The 17,457-nt window shown below is 62.0% G+C and carries 17 protein-coding genes; 6 read left to right on the top strand and 11 right to left on the bottom strand.

From position 1 onward, the window contains the following. The first annotated feature begins 3 nt into the window (after nucleotides 1-3). Together L4X63_RS00600 and L4X63_RS00595 are read left to right on the top strand one after the other, a co-directional pair. Complete coding sequence (locus tag L4X63_RS00600) at nucleotides 4-453, top strand: YaaR family protein (protein ID WP_250676651.1); 450 nt, start codon at nucleotides 4-6, stop codon at nucleotides 451-453. Nucleotides 454-875: 422 nt separating this feature from the next. Then, nucleotides 876-1,469: a hypothetical protein gene (locus L4X63_RS00595; RefSeq protein ID WP_250676650.1), complete on the top strand. Its 594-nt coding sequence runs from the start codon at nucleotides 876-878 to the stop codon at nucleotides 1,467-1,469. A gap of 246 nt (nucleotides 1,470-1,715) precedes the next feature. On the opposite strand, the gene L4X63_RS00590 is transcribed toward L4X63_RS00595, so the two are convergent. The 6 genes from L4X63_RS00590 to L4X63_RS00565 form a co-directional block, all read right to left on the bottom strand. Continuing rightward, nucleotides 1,716-2,372, bottom strand: a complete 657-nt coding sequence (locus L4X63_RS00590; RefSeq protein WP_250676649.1) for a fumarylacetoacetate hydrolase family protein — start codon at nucleotides 2,370-2,372, stop codon at nucleotides 1,716-1,718. Nucleotides 2,373-2,410: 38 nt separating this feature from the next. Then, on the bottom strand, nucleotides 2,411-3,373 hold the full coding sequence (gene mnmL, locus L4X63_RS00585; protein ID WP_250676648.1) for a tRNA modification radical SAM protein MnmL/YtqA: 963 nt from the start codon (nucleotides 3,371-3,373) through the stop codon (nucleotides 2,411-2,413). Nucleotides 3,374-3,385: 12 nt separating this feature from the next. Continuing rightward, nucleotides 3,386-4,042: a thiamine phosphate synthase gene (gene thiE, locus L4X63_RS00580; protein WP_250676647.1), complete on the bottom strand. Its 657-nt coding sequence runs from the start codon at nucleotides 4,040-4,042 to the stop codon at nucleotides 3,386-3,388. Beyond that, entirely contained in the window at nucleotides 4,039-4,821 is a 783-nt protein-coding gene (locus L4X63_RS00575) for a thiazole synthase (RefSeq protein ID WP_250676646.1), read from the bottom strand. Before L4X63_RS00575 ends, thiE begins: the two co-directional genes overlap by 4 nt. A 120-nt stretch (nucleotides 4,822-4,941) precedes the next feature. After that, nucleotides 4,942-5,169, bottom strand: coding sequence for a sulfur carrier protein ThiS (gene thiS, locus L4X63_RS00570; protein ID WP_250676645.1), 228 nt, complete (start codon nucleotides 5,167-5,169; stop codon nucleotides 4,942-4,944). A gap of 176 nt (nucleotides 5,170-5,345) precedes the next feature. Beyond that, nucleotides 5,346-6,974, bottom strand: a complete 1,629-nt coding sequence (locus tag L4X63_RS00565) for a sensor histidine kinase (protein WP_250676644.1) — start codon at nucleotides 6,972-6,974, stop codon at nucleotides 5,346-5,348. A 306-nt stretch (nucleotides 6,975-7,280) separates the two neighbouring features. Between L4X63_RS00565 and L4X63_RS00560 the strand changes: the two genes are divergently transcribed. Beyond that, complete coding sequence (locus tag L4X63_RS00560) at nucleotides 7,281-8,063, top strand: IclR family transcriptional regulator (RefSeq protein WP_250676643.1); 783 nt, start codon at nucleotides 7,281-7,283, stop codon at nucleotides 8,061-8,063. Between the two features lie 56 nt (nucleotides 8,064-8,119). On the opposite strand, the gene coaE is transcribed toward L4X63_RS00560, so the two are convergent. Continuing rightward, nucleotides 8,120-8,743, bottom strand: coding sequence for a dephospho-CoA kinase (coaE, locus tag L4X63_RS00555; protein ID WP_250676642.1), 624 nt, complete (start codon nucleotides 8,741-8,743; stop codon nucleotides 8,120-8,122). Between the two features lie 366 nt (nucleotides 8,744-9,109). Here coaE and L4X63_RS00550 point away from each other — a divergent pair, with 366 nt between their 5' ends. Further along, nucleotides 9,110-11,122, top strand: coding sequence for an FAD-dependent oxidoreductase (locus L4X63_RS00550; protein ID WP_250676641.1), 2,013 nt, complete (start codon nucleotides 9,110-9,112; stop codon nucleotides 11,120-11,122). 58 nt (nucleotides 11,123-11,180) lie between these two features. Continuing rightward, nucleotides 11,181-13,637, top strand: a complete 2,457-nt coding sequence (gene nuoG / locus L4X63_RS00545) for an NADH-quinone oxidoreductase subunit NuoG (protein ID WP_250676640.1) — start codon at nucleotides 11,181-11,183, stop codon at nucleotides 13,635-13,637. An 82-nt stretch (nucleotides 13,638-13,719) separates the two neighbouring features. Here nuoG and L4X63_RS00540 read toward each other — a convergent pair whose 3' ends face one another. After that, entirely contained in the window at nucleotides 13,720-13,914 is a 195-nt protein-coding gene (locus L4X63_RS00540) for a hypothetical protein (protein ID WP_250676639.1), read from the bottom strand. A 343-nt stretch (nucleotides 13,915-14,257) separates the two neighbouring features. Between L4X63_RS00540 and L4X63_RS00535 the strand changes: the two genes are divergently transcribed. Next, the gene (locus L4X63_RS00535) at nucleotides 14,258-14,497 is read left to right on the top strand and encodes a hypothetical protein (RefSeq protein WP_250676638.1); all 240 of its coding nucleotides are present in this window, start codon (nucleotides 14,258-14,260) and stop codon (nucleotides 14,495-14,497) included. Nucleotides 14,498-14,500: 3 nt separating this feature from the next. Here the strand turns inward: L4X63_RS00535 and L4X63_RS00530 are convergent, their stop codons facing one another. The 3 genes from L4X63_RS00530 to L4X63_RS00520 form a co-directional block, all read right to left on the bottom strand. Next, complete coding sequence (locus L4X63_RS00530; protein WP_250676637.1) at nucleotides 14,501-15,067, bottom strand: menaquinol oxidoreductase; 567 nt, start codon at nucleotides 15,065-15,067, stop codon at nucleotides 14,501-14,503. A 61-nt stretch (nucleotides 15,068-15,128) separates the two neighbouring features. Further along, nucleotides 15,129-15,935 carry a cytochrome C gene (locus L4X63_RS00525; protein WP_250676636.1) on the bottom strand — a complete coding sequence of 269 codons (807 nt, stop codon included), beginning with the start codon at nucleotides 15,933-15,935 and terminating at the stop codon, nucleotides 15,129-15,131. Between the two features lie 161 nt (nucleotides 15,936-16,096). After that, the gene (locus tag L4X63_RS00520) at nucleotides 16,097-17,455 is read right to left on the bottom strand and encodes a polysulfide reductase NrfD family protein (RefSeq protein ID WP_250676635.1); all 1,359 of its coding nucleotides are present in this window, start codon (nucleotides 17,453-17,455) and stop codon (nucleotides 16,097-16,099) included. Between the last annotated feature and the right edge of the window lie 2 nt (nucleotides 17,456-17,457).

Below are 17,457 nucleotides of genomic sequence, written 5' to 3'. Positions count from 1 at the left end.
CAGATGCGCATCGATGAGAAAGCAAAATCGCGCGCCGTCGCGAAGAGAGGGAAGGGGACCCCGGCCAAAAGTGTGACCGGCGTCAACGCCCCCCTATTCGCCAACCGGCTGACCGCCATCGCCCGGAGCAACTCCGACTACGCAGGCGAGCTCCAGCAGTTGAAGGAGCTGATCGACAAGGCGGGAGACGTCCTGGAGCAGGAGCCGACCATCTCCAACTTCAAGGCCTTCCGCGAGCTGATCGCCACCATGGCGAGAAAGGTCACCTCCGAGGCCTACCGGGTCGAGATGCTCTCGGGCGGCCTCTCCGGCCGTACCCACGAGATCATCGCCGTTATCGACAAGGAAGCCGACCTCCTCTACCACCTGGTCATGCGTGAGCAAAAAGACCACATCCGCATCACCGGCCAGATCATCAAGATCAAAGGGTTAGTCGTGGACTTCATTCTCTAGCCTAACCTTCGTATCTCCTCCGCCTCCCCTTGTAACGATCCCTCTCCTCTGTTAACGCACCCTTCCCAGGCTCTCGACCGGCCTGCCGTAAGTCACGACAAACCTGTAAAGTTCATTAGAATCAAAAGAATAGTCATTCCGGATACCTCACGGACCTTAAAAACAGGTGTGACGCGAGTCGCGACGAACCTTCCCACGCAGCCAACAAAACCTACCGCCCTTACAGCTAACCGGTCACCGAGTCTGACCAGTCCGATTGCGGGTGCTTCGGCACATCCCCTCCCCCTCAACGAAAATAAAAAAGAGAATGGCCGGCTGCAATTAAATTAATACAGCTTAATCTAAAGGGAGACACCATTCCGGTCAAAGGGAGGAGAGAGATGGCGAGGCTAAAGACGACGTTTCCAAAGTCAATTCCTGCTTTGATTGCGTTCGCGCGGCTGGTGAAGACCTCCACGTCGAGCAGTCCCTACTTCATGCAGATATCACCGGAGTTCGCTGCCGTTTTGGTCAAGTTGGGGGAAGACATTGAGACGCTTCAGAAAGCCCACGATGACGCCGCCTACGGGGGAACCCAGAAGACCGCCTACCGCAACCAGGCTGCGGCAGTACTTGTTGCCACGCTAAAGAACGTGGTCAGGCACATCGAGCTTGTTGCCGACGGCGACGTGGCTATCCTGAAGAGCAGCGGGTTCGAGGTCGTCCAAGCCGCGGAACAGAAGTGGAGGATTCCCGCCACCCTTCCGCAGGTGGCAGTTTCGTTGATGCCGGGCGAGGAGGAAGGAACGATGATCGCGGAGGCGCTGCCGATTCCGTACGCGTTTCGCTACGAGGCCCATGTAACGCAAGGCGACCCCAATGTCGCGGCAAACTGGAACCACTTCGGGTACTACCAAAAGCCGACCATGCACCTGAAAGGATTCACCACCGGCCAGGATTACAAACTTAGGTTCCGCATGATCTGTTCCCAGGGCGAAGGCCCCTGGTCCCCCACCCACACCTTCACCTCCCACTGAGCCACACACGCCGCCCTGGCCCACAAAACAGGTCAGGGGCACAAAGCCGGGGCTAGGATGAGATTTTAAGGACATCTGCTTGATGCCTATGATAAGAAGGCGGCAGCGAGGCCCGGAACGCGGCCACTGCCGAATAGTGTACTGGCGCAGGGTATGATTGACTGACAGGTATGAACCGGATGGTGGGATCTTCATAGACGGGACTGACCTTTGGGGGCCAGTCCCTTTTTTCGTATTATCGCTGAGCTACCGGACGGTGACGGAAAGCTTGCCGACGCCTTCGATGGCGGCGGAGACTTTATCGCCGCTTTTGATCGGGCCGACGCCGGCGGGGGTGCCGGTCAGGATGAGGTCGCCGGGCTCCAGGGTGAAGATGCCGGAGAGGTAGGCGATAAGCTCGGGGATGCGGTGCATCATGAGTGCGGTGGAGCCGTCCTGGCGGGGCTCGCCGTTCACCGACAGGGTGATCCTCACGTCCTGCGGATTGGCGACGGAGGAGGCGGGGACGAAGTCGGAGAGGGGGCAGGCGGTGTCAAACCCCTTGGCGATGTCCCAGGGAAGCCCCTTCTTCTTGAGATCGGCCTGCACGTCCCGCAGGGTCAGGTCGATAGCGACACCGTAGCCGGCCAGATGGTTGAGCGCGCCGGAGGCGGGGATGTCCTTGCCGCGGGTGCCGACCAGGAGCGCCAGTTCCGCCTCGTGGTGGCAGTCGCTCGAGTAGGAGGGGATGACGATCTCCTCTCCCTCGCCGATGACGCTGGTGGCGGGTTTGGTGAAGATCACCGGACGCTCCGGCATCTCGTTTCCCAGCTCCTTGATGTGGTCCACGTAGTTCCTGCCGATGCAGAGTATCTTCCCGATGACGAACTCCTGCCCGCTGCCGGTTACCTTGACCTTCCGCATGTAAACCTCCTGAAAACAGTTCTAGGTTCTACCTACCATTACCACTCGCCGTTGGCGGCTTTGATGCTGTCGGGGAGACGGCAGCCTTGCCAGGTGCCGCGCCTTCTCAGCTCGTTCACGATCTGGTACCACATCTGGTTGTTCTTGAGGTCCCAGTTGGGGGCGACCCGGATGGCGACCGGAGCGGAGCCGTAGAGCCTTTGGATGGAAACGCGCGGGGGGAGCTCCTCGATGAAGTCGCAAACCGCACCGACGTACTCGGCGAGGGAGATCGGACGGTAGCTTCCGTCGCGGTAGTGGTCCGCGAGCCGCGTGCCGTCCACGGCATGGAGCTGGTGTATCTTGACCGAGCTGATGGGGAGCGAGCTGATGAGCCGCGCCGACTTCAGGAACGATTCCCTGGTCTCGCCGGGGAAGCCGTAGATCAGGTGGGTGCAGAGATCGATCCCGCGCCCGGAGAGCCTCTTCACGGTGGCCAGGTATTCGTCGAGGGTGTGCCCGCGGTTGATGCTGGTCAGGATGCCGTCGTCCATGGACTGCAGGCCCAGTTCCACGCAGATGTAGCGGTCCCGGGCCAGCTCGGTCAACAGCTCGACCGCCTCGTCGCTCACCGAGTCGGGACGGGTGCCTATGGAGAGGCCGAGTACGTCGGGGTGGGCCAGCGCGCGGCGGTAGAGGTCGGAGAGGCGCTCGACCGGGGCGTAGGTGTTGGTGAACTTCTGGAAATAGACGAGGAACTTCTCGCTTTTGAGGCGCAGGCGATGGTAGGCCATGCCGGCTTCCATCTGTTCCTCGATGGGAACGATGGAGACGGTTTCCTTGGGCGAGAACGAGCGGTTGTCGCAGTAGATGCACCCGCCGGTGCCGCGGCTGCCGTCCCGGTTGGGACAGGTGAAGCCGCCGTCGACGTTCACCTTGCTCACCCGGCAGCCGAAGTGCCGGCGTAAATAGGTGCCGTAGGAATTGAAACGGAGTTCCTTATGGATCAGATGGTCAGTCATTATCTTGTTTTCTTAAAGGGTAGGCTCCAGCGGAGGGAGCTTGGCGATCAGGGCACGGGCCGCCTCGCGGGGATCGTCGGCCGACAGGATGGCGGAGATCAGGGCGATCCCCCGCACGCGGCAGGCGAGCACCTCGTCGCAGTTGGTCAGGTTAATCCCCCCCAGCGCGAAGACCGGAATCTGGAGGATATCGGTGACCGTGCAGAGCCTTTCCAGTCCGACCGGATCACCGTAGGGGGCCTTGGATGCGGTATAGAAGACCGGGCCGAAGGTGATGAAGTCGGCCCCCAGTTCCTGGGCGGTGATAGCCTGGACCTGATTGTGGCAGGAGACGCCGATCACTTTCCGCTCTCCTAGAAGTTTCCTCACCTTGTAGATGGGGAGGCTCTGGACGCCGATGTGGACCCCGTCGGCATCGACCGCTAAAGCGATGTCGACCCGGTCGTTGATGATCAGTTTCGCGCCGTACCGGGTGGTCAAACGGCGGAGCTCGTAGGCGGTTTCGTAAAGTTCCTTGGTGCTGGCACTCTTGTCCCTCAACTGGATGGCACGCACGCCTCCGCGCAGCGCCTCCTCCACCACCTCGTCAAGATTCCGGCCGCGGCACTCGTCGCGGCCGGTGATCAGGTAGAGGTTGAAGTCTATCCAGGGGGATTCCAGCTCTCTCACGCGATGAGCCCGGTCAGGGGGGAAGATGCGCTGGCGTGGAGCTTCATCGGAATGCGGCCGGCCAGGTAGGCGAGCCGGCCGGCGGCGACCGCGTACTTCATGGCGGTGGCCATGGCGACCGGGTCCTGGGCGCCGGCGATACCGGTGTTCATGAGGACGCCGTGGCAGCCGAGTTCCATGGCGATGGCGGCGTCGGAGGCGGTCCCCACCCCGGCGTCGACGATGACCGGTACCTTCACGGTATCGAGGATGATCCGGATGTTGTACGGGTTCCTGATCCCGAGCCCGCTCCCGATCGGTGCGCCCAGCGGCATGACGGCGGCGCACCCCAGGTCCTCGAGCTTCTTGCAGACGATGGGATCGTCGGTCGTGTAGGGAAGGACGGTGAAGCCTTCGGCGACCAGCACCTTGACGGCCTTCAAAAGTTCCTCGTTGTTCGGGAAGAGGGTCTTCTCGTCGCCGAGCACCTCGAGCTTCACGAAGTCGGAGAGCCCGGCCTCGCGGGCCAGCCGGCAGGTGCGGATGGCGTCGTCGGCGGTGTAGCAGCCGGCGGTGTTGGGGAGCAGGGTGTACTTCTTGAGGTCGATGTGGTCGAGCAGCGATTCCTTGCTGCGGTCCGAGATGTTGACCCTTCTCACCGCCACGGTGATGATCTGGGCGCCGGAAGCCTCGATGGCGTCCACCATCTGCTGGAAGGTTGCGTATTTACCGGTACCGACCATCAGGCGGGAGTCGAATTCCCGTCCGGCGATGATCAGTTTGTCGTTCTTTTCTACCATGGGTTGTTCTCCAGTTCAGTTAGCAGGTTTGCGGTGACGGGGGCGTTGCGGGCGGGGGGGGCCTGCCTTGATAGTGGGAGGCTCGGGAAAAGGATGTCGCCCGCGAGGTAAGGGCCGCTGTCAGGGGAAGCCGGGGAGGGGACGGGATACGCTCCCCCCTCCCACGAAATGGACGATCTCCACGGAGTCGCCCTCCTTAAGCATGGTATCGGCGTACTGAGTCTTGGGGAGGATGTCCCGGTTGAGCTCCACGGCCACCCGGCGGGGATCGATCCCCAGGGAGACCAGGTAATCCTGTATGGTGAGCGGTTCGATAGAAACGGGTTCGCCGTTGGCGGTGATATTCACTGCAGCTCCGAATGGTGATTGGTGATTGGGATTAAAGGCCTTCCGGGACGGGGGCGGCGGTGGCCGAGGAGGTTGGAACCGGCGTTTTGGCGGCACGTCAGCCATGTGGTGGCCCGACCGTAAACTAGCAATATTGTGTTACCTGTGTCAAATGATTTCTTCCAGCGGACGCCGGTTTAGGCGGGGTGGGAGGGGGCCGGAAAGGAGGCTGCGCCGGGGCCGGATTGGCACGCGGAGCCGGCCGTTTCGGAGGGGGGATCGAGGGGAAGCCGGATGGTGAAGGTGGTGCCGGTGCCGACCTCGCTGCGGACGTCGATCCCTCCTCCGTGCTTCTCGATGATGCCGTAGGAGACCGAGAGCCCGAGGCCGGTCCCCTTGTTCTCCTTGGTCGAGAAGAAGGGGTCGAAGATCTTGGAGAGGATGGCGGGGGGGATGCCGCAGCCGTTGTCGGTGACCTTCACCACCGCCCACCCCTGCTGCGGGTCGGCCCAGGTGGTGATCTCGAGCACCCCCTCTCCCATCATGGCCTGGCCTGCGTTGAGGAACATGTTGACCAGCACCTGCTCGAACTGGTTGGGGTCCAGAAGGACCGGCGGCACCTCTCCGTAGTTCCTGATCACCTTGATGTCGTGGAACAGGATCTGGTACTCGATGAGGGTCAGCGCGGCCTCGGAGACCTCGTTGACGCTGTAGAGCCCCTTTTGCGGGGTGGAGACCCGGGCGAACTCGAGGAGCCCCTTGACGATGTCGGCGCAGCGCTTGGTCTCCCGCATGACGGTGGCGATATCGTTTTTCATGGTCTCGTCGAGCTTGGGGTTGCTCTGGATGAGGGAGGAGAACATGAGGATCCCGGTCAGGGGGTTGTTGATCTCGTGAGCGATACCGGCGACCAGCTCCCCGAGCGAGGCGAGCTTCTCCGAGCGGATCAGCTGGGCCTGGATCTGGGTGACCTCCTGGGTCCGTTCCAGCACCATCTGTTCGAGGGTCTTTCCCCACCCCTCGAGCTCCTCGCGCGCCTTCCTGAGGTTGAGGGTCATGGCGTTGAAGGAGTCGGCCAGTTCGCCGAGCTCGTCGTTGGCGAAGGGGTGGACCTGCCCGTCCAGCTCCCCGCGGGAGAGGCGCTTCGTGTGCTCCAAAAGCTCGCGGACCGGGCGGTTGACCAGATGCTGGGTGCAGAGGGTGAGGGAGAGGGCGGTGAGCGAGATGAGGAGCACGGTGACCGCGATGTTGCGGTCTCGGTAGGCGTCGAGGAGGGCGTGCATCTGGTCCAGGGAGACCACCACGTCGAGAACCCCGAGCACCCGGAAGGACTCCGGGTGGAAGTGGCAGCTTGCCGTGAAGCAGCTCTCCTCGTTATAGATGGCGTTGGTGATACCGAGGTACTCGCGGCCGGTAGCGTCGAAGAAGCGCCGGCTGCGGTTTTTGGAGGAGGCGCTGATCAAGAGGGTGCTCCCGCCGTGGCAGACGCTGCACATCTCCGAGCTCTTGCCGAGCACGGTGCCGATCTCGGCCTCCTTGGTGGAGAAGATCACCCGGCCGGTCTTGTTGATCAGCCTGATCCGCTCCACTTCGCGCTGGGCGCCGATGTCCTCTATTGTTTTATAGAACAGGGGGCGGTCGTCGCGGAGCATCTGGTCGTGGGTAGTCCGCAGGATGCTCTCGCTGATCTTGTCCGCGTCGTTGATAGCTTCGCCTAGCAGGAGGTCGTGAAGCCCTCTGAGGTTGAGATAGGCGAAGAGCACCATGGTCCCGAGGAGGACCGTCGAGGTGGCCAGCGCCAGTTTGGTGATGAGATTAAGACGCAAGGGCGCTCCCGGTGCGCCGAGCCGGTGGGAGGCGGGAAAAGCCCGGCAGGGCGCGGTTTTGCCGCTTGACTTATTTAGAACATTATTCTATATCTTATGTACCAGTTTTAACGCTTTTCTGCGTGGTTAGCCGTAACTGCCGCTATGACAGAGAACGCGACGCTCTGACAATGGCCGGGCAACGGTTTTTTGAGTCTAATAACATTAAAACAATTTATCAAGTTTTAATTTCTTCTTGACAGTCAGTGCCAAATGGCTTAGTTACTACCGTTTGGAATTTTTCTACTAATAAAACAGGTGCAGCCGATGGCGAAAAAAGAAAAATCGGAATACATCATCCAGGCCGTATCTCACGCACTTGACCTCCTCGAGCAGTTTCACGATGAGGTGGACGAGCTTGGGGTGACGGAACTCAGCAAGAGGTTAAAACTCCACAAAAACAACGTTTTCCGCCTCCTGGCCACTCTCGAGTCGCGAAACTACATCGAGCAGAACAAGGTCACCGAGAACTACCGTCTCGGTCTGAAAACCCTGGAGCTCGGTCAGACCTTCATCAAGCAGATGGGGCTCTTGCGGCAGTCGCGCCCTGTTTTAGAGGCGCTGGTCAAGGAGTGCAACGAGACGACCTACGTGGCGATCCTCAAAGAGGCCCACATAGTGTACCTCGACGTGGTGGAGACCGACCTCACCGTCCGGGTGGTTCCCCGGGTGGGGGCACGGCTTCCCGCCTACTGCACCGCAGCCGGCAAGATTCAGATCGCCTACATGACCGACGAGGAGCTCGAGAACTACCTCCCGGTCAAGGAGATGAAGCGCTACACTCCGAACACCCTCACCGACAAGGACGACCTGAAGAAGCACCTCAAGATGGTGGCCGATCAGGGGTACGCCATCGACGACGAGGAGATGGATGTCGGCGTGAAGTGCGTGGGCGCTCCGATCCGCGACTACACCCGCCGCATCATCGGCGCGGTGAGCATCTCCGGCCCCTCGATGCGCTTCACCGACGAGCGGCTTGAAAAAGAGCTGATCCCGCTGGTGGTCAAAGCCGGCGAGGAGATCTCCCACAAACTCGGCTACCACAAATAAAACAGAAAAGGCCCCGCCTCGGCGGGGCCTTTTTTTGTCTCTCCGGCGTTATCCCGTCACCTCCCGGTGACCGCCTCCTCGGAGAGCCCGAGGATCTCCCTCCGCCAGGCCCGGGTCACCTCCCCCTCCAGTTCCTCGACCGTCCCATTGTTGTCGATCACCACGCTTCCCAGCTGCTTTTTCTGTTCCATCGGCATCTGGGAGGTTATACGCGCCATGGCGGCCTCCCTGGTGAGGGCGTCGCGGACCATCAGCCGCTGGAGCTGCTGCCGGGGATCGAGGTAGACCACCCAGATCTCCTGGAAGCGGGAGGCGATCCCCACCTCGTAGATGAGCGGTGCCATGTAGAATACCACCTTGGCACCCGTTTCCCTGAGCTCCTTGAGCCTTTGGTCGGCCCGCTTCCTGATGGCGGGGTGGGTGATCGCTTCGAGGGTGCGGCGCGCCGCCTCGTCTGCGAAGACGATCTCCCCGAGGGCGGCCCGGTTCAAGGTGCCGTCGCCCAGCAGCACCCGGCCGCCGAAGCTCTCCGCGATGCGGGCCAGGGCCTCCTCTCCCGGTTCCACCACCTCGCGCGCCAACTGGTCGGCGTCCACCACCTTGGCCCCCAGCCGCTCCAGGATCTTCGCCACGCTGCTCTTTCCCGAGGCGATCCCCCCGGTCAGGCCGATCAATCGCATCAGCTTCCCTACCTCCTTGAGAGTACTTCAATGCTCCGGGATTCCAGCTCCCGGAACCGTGGTTGACCCGGCAACCGGCTCCGGACTTCCGGCTCCCCGGACCCGGCCGCCGCCCGCCCGGATGGCACGCCGATCGGGATCTTAGGATCAATGCCTTTTAAAAACAACCGTTAATTCTGGCCGCAAAGCCGGTTTCCTGTATACCGGCTATGACGGCGATTATGCGAGTGATTTTTCCCTTGATTAGAGCGGTGTGATGTGGTAAAAACTGGATACTGTATACAATCTGACCCGTCTAATTTACTCAATAAATGTAAATATTTAGCCTAAAATTGGCGGAATTTTACAGCTATTTCGGAGGCCTAAGTGGCAGAGGTTGTTTTTTCCAGCTGGGGCAGAAACATCGTGGACAACCGCAAAGGTGGTGAGGTGAAGCCGGCGAGCTTCAAACTCCCGGTCACCTACGACGGTGAGCGTCCCCTGTCCGCCTTCATCGGCTGGGACGGCATCATCCTGTACAACAAGGATGTCGACATCCCGGTCATGCTTGCCGAGTACATGAAGAGAGCCCAGACCAAGTACGTCTGCGGCAAGTGCACCCCCGGCAAGAAGGGGACCCGCGTCATCATGGACGCCCTGACCCGGATCGTTCAGGGGAACGGCAAGGAAGAGGACCTGGATACCATCCTGGAGGTTTGCGAGCTCCTCTCGCATGCCAAGTGTACGCTCTGCCCGAGCTGCGCGGTGCCGGTGCGCGATGCGGTCACCCACTTCCGCGATGCCTTCGTGAACTACATCCGGGGGGCCAAGAGCCTCTCCAAGGAGTTCACCTACATCGAGAAGTACACCGCCCCCTGCATGGACAAGTGTCCTGCCCACATCGACATCCCGGCCTACATCGAGGCCATCAAGGATTACCGTTACGATCTCTCCCTGGAGGCCATCCGCAACTCCATGCCGCTGCCGTCGGTCTGCGGCCGCGTCTGCCCGCACCCCTGCGAGACCGCCTGCCGCAGAAAGAACGTGGACGAGTCGATCAACATCATGGTCCTGAAGCGTACCGCCTCCGACTACGAGTGGATGCACGAGAGACAGCCCCCCATGCTGCCCAAGCCGAAGAAGGGGAAATCGATCGGCGTGGTCGGCGCCGGCCCGGCCGGTCTCGCTGCCGCCTACTACCTCGCTCTGGAAGGGTACCCGGTCACCATCTACGAGGCGCTCCCGATCGGCGGAGGGATGGTCGCGGTGGGGATCCCGCCGTACCGCCAGCCGCGCCACCTGCTGCAGCGCGACATCGACATCATCCAGTCGCTCGGCGTGGAGATCGACTACAACTGCCGCGTCGGCAAGGACATCTCGCTGGACGAGCTCAAGAAGAAGCACGCCGCGGTGTTCCTGGCTCCCGGCGCCCACCGCTCCAAGCCGATGGGGGTGGAAGGCGAGGATAAAGGGTACCAAGGCTTCCTTACCGGCGGTATCGACTTCCTGAGGGCCGCCTACCTCGGCCTTCCGACCGGGATGGGGAAGAAGGTCTTCGTGGTGGGGGGCGGCAACACCGCCATCGACTGCGTCAGGGTGGCGCTTCGCGAGGGTGCCGAGGAGTCGACCCTGGTCTACCGCCGTTCCCGGGCTGAGATGCCGGCCGACGTGTGGGAGGTCGACGGGGCGGACCACGAGGGGGTCAAGTTCGAGTTCCAGGTACTTCCCACCAAGGTCATCGCCAACGAGAAGAACGAAGTCACCGGTGTCGAGCTGATCAGGATGGCGCTGGGCGAGCCGGACGCCTCCGGGCGCCGCCGTCCGGAACCGGTCCCGGGCTCCGAGTTCATCATCGAGTGCGACACCATCATCCCGGCCATCGGCCAGGACGCCGACCTCTCCTTCATCCCGGCCGAACTTGGGATCGACACCACCAAGTGGAGCACCATCGTTACCAAGTACGTTCCGCTCAAGGGGGAAAACGGCAAGGACCTGATGGACAGCATGGGGAACCCGCTCTCCAGGACGCTCATCACCAACTGCGACGGCATCTTCGCCGGCGGCGACGCCGAGATCGGCCCGCTGACCGTGGTCGCCTGCATCGGGAGCGGCCACCGGGCCGCCAAGGTGATCGCCCGTTACCTCGAAGGGGAGGGGATCTCGCTCACCGACGACGAGCGGATGGAGGACATCCTCAGCTACTTCGGCGTGTACGACAAGAACGAGAAGGTCTCCTGGCTCGACAGCGCCTCCCGTGAAGGCCAGTCCGAGATCCACGGCGCCGAGCGGGCGAGCTACAAGAACTACTGCGAGGTCGAGCTGGGCTTCGTCAACAGCCAGGCGGTGCGCGAGGCGGAGAGGTGCCTGCGCTGCTACCGCATCGGCATGGTGGCCGTCTAGGCCCGTTCCGCTTACCTTTCCATACGAATTCAATAACTGAAAGTCTGAGGTTTTTTACATGGTCAGTTTAACCATCGATGGCAAGAGCGTCCAGGTCGAGAAAGGTACCACCATACTGGAGGCCGCGGCAACCGTAGGCATCAAGATCCCGACGCTCTGCTGGCTCAAGAAGGTATCCCCGACCGGCGCCTGCCGCGTCTGCGCGGTGGAGGTCGAAGGGGTCGACCGCACCATGACCGCCTGCAACACCCCGGTCAAGGAGGGGATCAAGGTCACCACCGACACCCCGGCCCTGAAAGAGGCCCGCAAGAAGATCATGGAGCTCATGCTGGTGAACCACCCGCTGGACTGCCCGGTCTGCGACGCCGGCGGCGAGTGCGACCTGCAGGATTCCTGCTACGGCCTGGGCGCCACCAGGCAGGAGTACTCGGCCGTCCTGGAGCGCCGCCCGATCCGCTACGACTGGCCGATCCTGGAGAGCGACCCCAACCGCTGCATCCTCTGCGAGAAGTGCGTGAAGGTGGACCACGAGGTGGTCGGCTGCAACGCCATCGAGGTGGTGGACCGCGGCGAGGCGACCATCATCGACACCGTGGACGGCAAGCCCCTCAACTGCGAGTTCTGCGGAAACTGCGCGGCCGTCTGCCCGACCGGCGCCCTGATTACCAAGTCCTTCAAGTTCAAGGGACGCCCCTGGTCCTTCGCCCGTGTGCAGAGCGTCTGCAACTTCTGCGGCTCCGGCTGCCAGATCGAGTATCACGCCAAGGAAGGGCGCGTCATGAGGGTGACCAGCGACGACGCCACCTTCAACGACGGCAACCTCTGCATCAACGGCCGCTTCGGCTACAGCTACCTCGAATCCCCCGAGCGTCTTACCACCCCGATGGTGAAGGATGGCTCCGGCAAGCTCGCCATCTGCGACTGGAAGACCGCTATCTCCACCGCCGCAGGCAAGCTCAAGGAGATCGTCTCCCGCGACGGCGCGGCCGCGGTGGCCGGCCTCGGCTCCCCCCGCGTCACCAACGAGGAGAGCTTCCTCTTCCAGAAATTCCTGAAGGGCGCGGTCGGGACCGGCAACGTCGATTCGGAGGCGGGCTTAGGCTTCGCCCAGGCCCAGGCCCTGATGGCCGAGAAGTTCGGCTTCACCGGGACCAGCGCCACCATCGACACCATCGACAAGGCCCAGGCCATCATCGTGTTCGGCACCGACCTGAACGCCGAGGCGACCAACGTCGAGTACCGCGTCATCAAGGCGGCCACCAAGAACGACGCCAAGCTGATCCTCGCCAACATGAGGGACGTGAAGCTCAAGAAGTTCGCCAACAAGAACCTGAAGTACCTCCCGGGGAGCGAGCTCTCCCTCATCTACGCACTCATGAAGGCCATCCTCGAGTCCGGCGCGCCGCTGCCGGCCGGTGCCGAGGCCCTCAAGGCCGATCTCGACGCGGTCACCCTGACCGACCTGGCTGCCCAGTGCGGGATCCCCGCCGACTCGATCGCCCAGGCCGGCAAGCTCATCGCCGGCAAGGAGCGGGTGGCGCTCATCTTCGGCTCCGACGTGATCCGCAGCCAGCAGGCCGCCGCCAAGGTCGCCGCCCTGGCCGACCTCGCCGTGATCGCCGGCGCTAACCGCGAAAACGGCGGCGTCTTCCCGCTCGATCCCAAGAACAACACGGTAGGCCTCCTCGACATGGGGGTCGCTCCGGCCGCCAGCGCCCAGGGGCTTTGGGGGATCGTGGAAGGAATCGAGAAGGGGAGCATCAAGGCCCTTTACCTCATGGGGTGCGACCTGGCGGGCTTCCCCGAGAGCGCCCGCATGAAGAAGGCGCTCGCCAAGCTCGAGCTTCTGATCGTCCAGGACATCTTCCACAACGACTCGCTCCCGTTTGCCGACGTGGTCTTCCCGGCCGCGGCGGCCGCCGAGAAGAGCGGGACCTTCACCTCCAGCGACAACCGGGTCCAGCCCCTCGCGAAGTCGATCAACGCCCCGGGCGATGCCCGCGACGACGCCGCCATCCTGGCCGACCTCTACACCGCCTACACCGGCACCACCCAGAAAGGGTCGCACTGGGCCATCTTCTGCGAGCTGGAGGACGCCACTCCCTACAAAGAGTCCAACGGCTCCTACCGCAAGGCCGCACCGGCCGTGAAGAGCGCCCACGCCTTCGCCCCGGTAGCCAAGGCTGCCGCCTCTGCCCAGGGCAAGCTCCAGCTGCTGGTCGGTGCCATCGGCTTCCATAACGGCACCTCGACCACCCGTTCCGAGAACAACCTCTCGGTATCCCCGGCCGGCTACATCGAGCTCCACCACACCGACGCCGTCTCCCTCGGGATCAAGGACGGCGGCCAGGTGAAACTCTCCTCCGCCGCCGGTTCGGTGACCGGCACGGCCAAGGTCTCCGACAAGGTGCAGCCGGGGCTCCTCTTCGCCCCGGTCCACTTCCGTGACCTCAACGCCAACGGCGCCCTGCTGGGAAACAGCAACATCGTCGAGGTGAAGGTGGAGAAGGCCTAGGCCTCGCCCCTCAACTTGAAACGTAAAAAGGCCCCGGGATTCCCGGGGCCTTTTTTTTGTACCGCAGCCGCTGTAAGCCGCGTCAGTTGGCCGAGTGGACCAGCTTGAGGCTCATGCGGCGTATCTGGATATCCAACTCCCTGAGCTTCGCCTCGTATTCGCGAAGGTAGTAACTCTTCTTGCTCTCTTCGTGGAAGGTCACCCCTTCCTGGAGCATCTGAATGCGTGATTTGGCCATTTCCCTCATCATGACGAGGGATTCCTTCAAGTCCGACACGGGTCTCCTCCTTGGCGGGTCAATCCGCCGCAGGTGGCACTATGACGGGTCAAAGGCCACCCCATAACATGGTAGGTGCTTCATGGAACGGATGCTATCACTGAGCTGCATGTGCGTCAAAGGATATTTTCCTTGCGTGGCCGGTAGTTGGAACGTGAGTTGTCCGTCCAATCATTACAAATGGGACACTCGACCCGGAGCCGTATCTGAGGTTCCGGCGTGGCCGTGACAGTCATTGCCGAAGTCATGACTGTCATCGTAAAATTAATGACTATCGAGGGGCACGGTTATGTGGTATCAACATGGTATGTGGTGCCAGCCGTGACAACGGGAGGAGGGGGCTATGGGCGACGAACTGAGACAGGTGGCCATGGTGGCCGGCATGGATAAGGACGTAGTCGAAAAGCTGGACCAGCTCCTGACCGGGCCCAACGACAGGGCGTTCGTGGTCTGTACCTACACGGATTGCCAGATCAACATCAAAGGACGCTGCACGATCTTCACGGTGATGGATGTGCCGAAGATGAAGACTGGGCAGCCATGCCAGCGTTACCAACCGGCCACCCCGCAGAGCTCTCAGTAGCAATCAGTAGCTATCATCATCCTCGTCTTCGTCATCCTTGACCGGCAGCCGTCCGGTCCGGTCGAGGTAGGCGAGCTGTTGCTCTTTCTTGGCGAGCTGCTGCTGCGACCATGTCCAGATCCGGTAGCTCTCGAGGCTGAGGACGGTGAAGCCTGCGCCGAAGACCGCCCAGTAGTTGTCTTGAAGCCCTTGGGCGAAATAGTAGAAGAGGTAAAAGACTCCGGTATAGCCGACGTGGCAGAAGCTGCTGGCGTGCTTGAGGCCGGCCATCAGCCTGGAGAGGCTCAGGATGATGGCGGAGAAGGTGTAGAGGACCAGCACGATGCTGATGGTCTGGGGGGAAGGGGGCGCTCCCAGCGAGGCGACGATCTTCTCCGGGCGCGGCAGGAACCAGAAGTCTCGCCAGGCCAGGGTGCTCACCACCAAAAAAAGGGAAAGCGCCAGGAGACCGCGGTTCGAGAAGTGCCTGAGACTAGCCATCTCGTCCAGCAGTTCCTGGCGCAGCGAGGCGAGCGGCTTGCACGCCGCCTGCTCAACCGCCTCCACCTGATTTGCCCCCGCTTGCTCCATCTGTTACTCTCCGGCTGCCGCCGTTACTTTCTCCCTGGCAGCGCAATCCCTTCAGAGCGCTTTACAAAGCGGATTTATCAATTTCTCCTAATTTTGTCCTGATAAAGTAATAGGATTTGGCAATCTTGTCAAGCTCATAAGGGAGGTCGGTCGGCTGTGTTACGTTGCTGTTGTGTTCGCTTTTCTCAGTGAACCTCTGCAGCTTCTGAAGCGGAACCAGCACGATGATCTTTAAGAGGGTGATGACACCGGCCACCGTGAGTATCAGGGTCAGGACCGAGAAGAAGATCATCTGCATCCTGATGGAGTTGAGTGCCCCGAGAGTCGCCTCGCGGGAGAGCCCGATGTCCAGGGTCCCCAGCACCTGTTGCGAGGCAGAGTGGAAGTGGCAGGCTGCCTCGTAGCACTCGGGCTCGTTGTAGATCGGGGCGGTGATCGCGAGGACGTCGGTGCCGGCGGCGTTGCGGAAGGTCCTCGCCTTTTGCATGGCCCCCACGCTGGCGACCGGGACGGCTTTCTCGTGGCAGATCACGCATCCTTCGGCCTTCTTGTCGACCTGGCGGTTGACTTCGTTCGGCCGGGAGGAGAAGGCGACGATCCCCTTCTTGTTGAAGATCCGGACGTGCTCGACCCCTTTTTGCTCGCTGATGTTCTTGATGATGGTGTTGTTGAGAGTACGGTCGGAGTTCATCATCGCATAGCGGGTCGACTTGAGTACGATCCCCGCCAGGTTGTTGGCCTGGCCGGCCGCGTCCCGGATGACGATGTCCTTGATGCCGGCATAGAGCAGCACGAAACAGACCGCCAAGAAACCGGTGACTACCACCCCCACTGGAACCAGAGCCCTGCCTGCGATTTTGTCGAACATGGCCGTTCTCCCGATTGTGCCCCGCGGGTCCATCTTTGCCGGCCGCGGAGCTTCCCCCTGCCTTCGCTTGCCTGTCTGCCCTATCTGACCTGCCTGACCTCTACCGTAAGGGGGGGGCGCCGGCCGTCCCTCGACAGCCGGCAGCCCCGCCATCTTGTTTCTCAATCCAGCCTGGTGGTCGACTTGTAGGAGCCAACCGGAAGCCCGTCGCGGCTTCTCACCGGCAGCGGCTCAAGCGCCGCCTCGGTTTCGGTCACCGGCTCCACCGCTTCTTCGGCCTTCCACTGGTACAGGATCGGCAGCCGGTAGAGGATGAAACGGTAGACCACGATGTAGGTCGCGAAGAGCATGATGCTGATGATGAACTCGCGCAGCGGCGGGATCTCGCGCTCGGTAAGCTTCCAGTTGAAGGTGATCATCGCGGTGTTGACGCGGTTGAGGACCACGCCGATGACGGTCAAGAGGGCGCCGAAGCGCACGATGCCGATCTTCTTCGTGTGGGCGCCGTAGGTCATCAGTACGAGCGGGAGCATGAAGCCGACGATGATCTCCAGCATGAACCACTGCCCCCAGCCGGTGTCGAGGTAGCTCCACTTGTTGTCGTGGGCGATCCCGATCAGCTTGATGGTGATGTAGGTGGCGATCCCCATGCAGGCGCCCTTGGCAAGCGAGATCTGGCAACGCTCGAGGCTCTTGTGGAACCGCACATCGCCGCGCCAGGTCATCATCTTGCTGGCGATGGTGCTGACGGTGATCACCATGCAGAGACCGCCCGGCAGCGAAGAGACGAAGAAGTGCAGCCACTGGAAGGAGGAGGAGTACCAAAGCGGGTGTACCTTCCCCGGGGCGTAGGTGAAGAGCGCGCCGAGCGCACCTTGGTGCAGGGTCGAAAGGATGATGCCCGCGACGGTTAACCCCAGGGTGATCCTTCTCACCGCGGCCTTGCCGGCGGGAAGCCCGATCCACTCGAAGAAGGCGGAGGAGACCTCCAGGACCTGCACCGAGAGATAGGTGGCGACGTGCCAGGCGACCAGGAAGAGAACGGCGGCCGGGCCGAAGGAGACCACCATCGGGTAGGGGAGCCGCCACGGCTGGCCGAGGTCGGCCAACAGGTACATGACGGCGAAGAAGTAGCCCAGCAGACCGTTCAAAAGTGCCAGCCGCTCGATCGGTTCCAGGTCGTGCCTGCCGAAGATCTCGCAGGCGGTGCCGAGCTGGAAGCCCGAGGAGGAGAGGGGGACCATGGCGAAGAGGCCGAAGCCCAAAAAGAGTCCCCAGGGGTAGTCGTAGGAGCCGCTGGTCGCCCAGGCGAGGCCGTAGTAGAAGCGGCCGATAAGGACCGGGATCCCGATCGCGAAGATGACGGCCAGCACCCAGTTGAAGGGGTTCCTGAGCGCCTGCACCAGGTACTCGCCCGGGGTGAGCCCGAGGAGGAGCTTGTTCATCACGGTCCGTTTGTCGCCGTTCTCGTTGAACGGGGAGGTTACCGGTGAGAAACCTCGCTTCACGTATCTTTTCATTG

Source organism: Geomonas sp. Red32 (genome assembly GCF_023652955.1).
In the GTDB taxonomy this organism is placed as follows: Bacteria; Desulfobacterota; Desulfuromonadia; order Geobacterales; family Geobacteraceae; genus Geomonas.
The sequence above is the reverse complement of the archived record's forward strand: the minus strand, read 5'-3'. Positions and strand labels throughout refer to the sequence as shown.

What these genes read in the sequence shown, in the direction of transcription:
- L4X63_RS00535 (WP_250676638.1), top strand. Translation starts at nt 14,258, where the DNA reads ATGGGCGACGAACTGAGACAGGTGGCCATGGTGGCCGGCATGGATAAG.
- L4X63_RS00600 (WP_250676651.1), top strand. Translation starts at nt 4, where the DNA reads ATGCGCATCGATGAGAAAGCAAAATCGCGCGCCGTCGCGAAGAGAGGG.
- L4X63_RS00520 (WP_250676635.1), bottom strand. Translation starts at nt 17,455, where the DNA reads ATGAAAAGATACGTGAAGCGAGGTTTCTCACCGGTAACCTCCCCGTTC.
- L4X63_RS00575 (WP_250676646.1), bottom strand. Translation starts at nt 4,821, where the DNA reads ATGGTAGAAAAGAACGACAAACTGATCATCGCCGGACGGGAATTCGAC.
- coaE (WP_250676642.1), bottom strand. Translation starts at nt 8,743, where the DNA reads ATGCGATTGATCGGCCTGACCGGGGGGATCGCCTCGGGAAAGAGCAGC.
- L4X63_RS00560 (WP_250676643.1), top strand. Translation starts at nt 7,281, where the DNA reads ATGGCGAAAAAAGAAAAATCGGAATACATCATCCAGGCCGTATCTCAC.
- L4X63_RS00525 (WP_250676636.1), bottom strand. Translation starts at nt 15,935, where the DNA reads ATGTTCGACAAAATCGCAGGCAGGGCTCTGGTTCCAGTGGGGGTGGTA.
- mnmL (WP_250676648.1), bottom strand. Translation starts at nt 3,373, where the DNA reads ATGACTGACCATCTGATCCATAAGGAACTCCGTTTCAATTCCTACGGC.
- L4X63_RS00530 (WP_250676637.1), bottom strand. Translation starts at nt 15,067, where the DNA reads ATGGAGCAAGCGGGGGCAAATCAGGTGGAGGCGGTTGAGCAGGCGGCG.
- nuoG (WP_250676640.1), top strand. Translation starts at nt 11,181, where the DNA reads ATGGTCAGTTTAACCATCGATGGCAAGAGCGTCCAGGTCGAGAAAGGT.
- L4X63_RS00590 (WP_250676649.1), bottom strand. Translation starts at nt 2,372, where the DNA reads ATGCGGAAGGTCAAGGTAACCGGCAGCGGGCAGGAGTTCGTCATCGGG.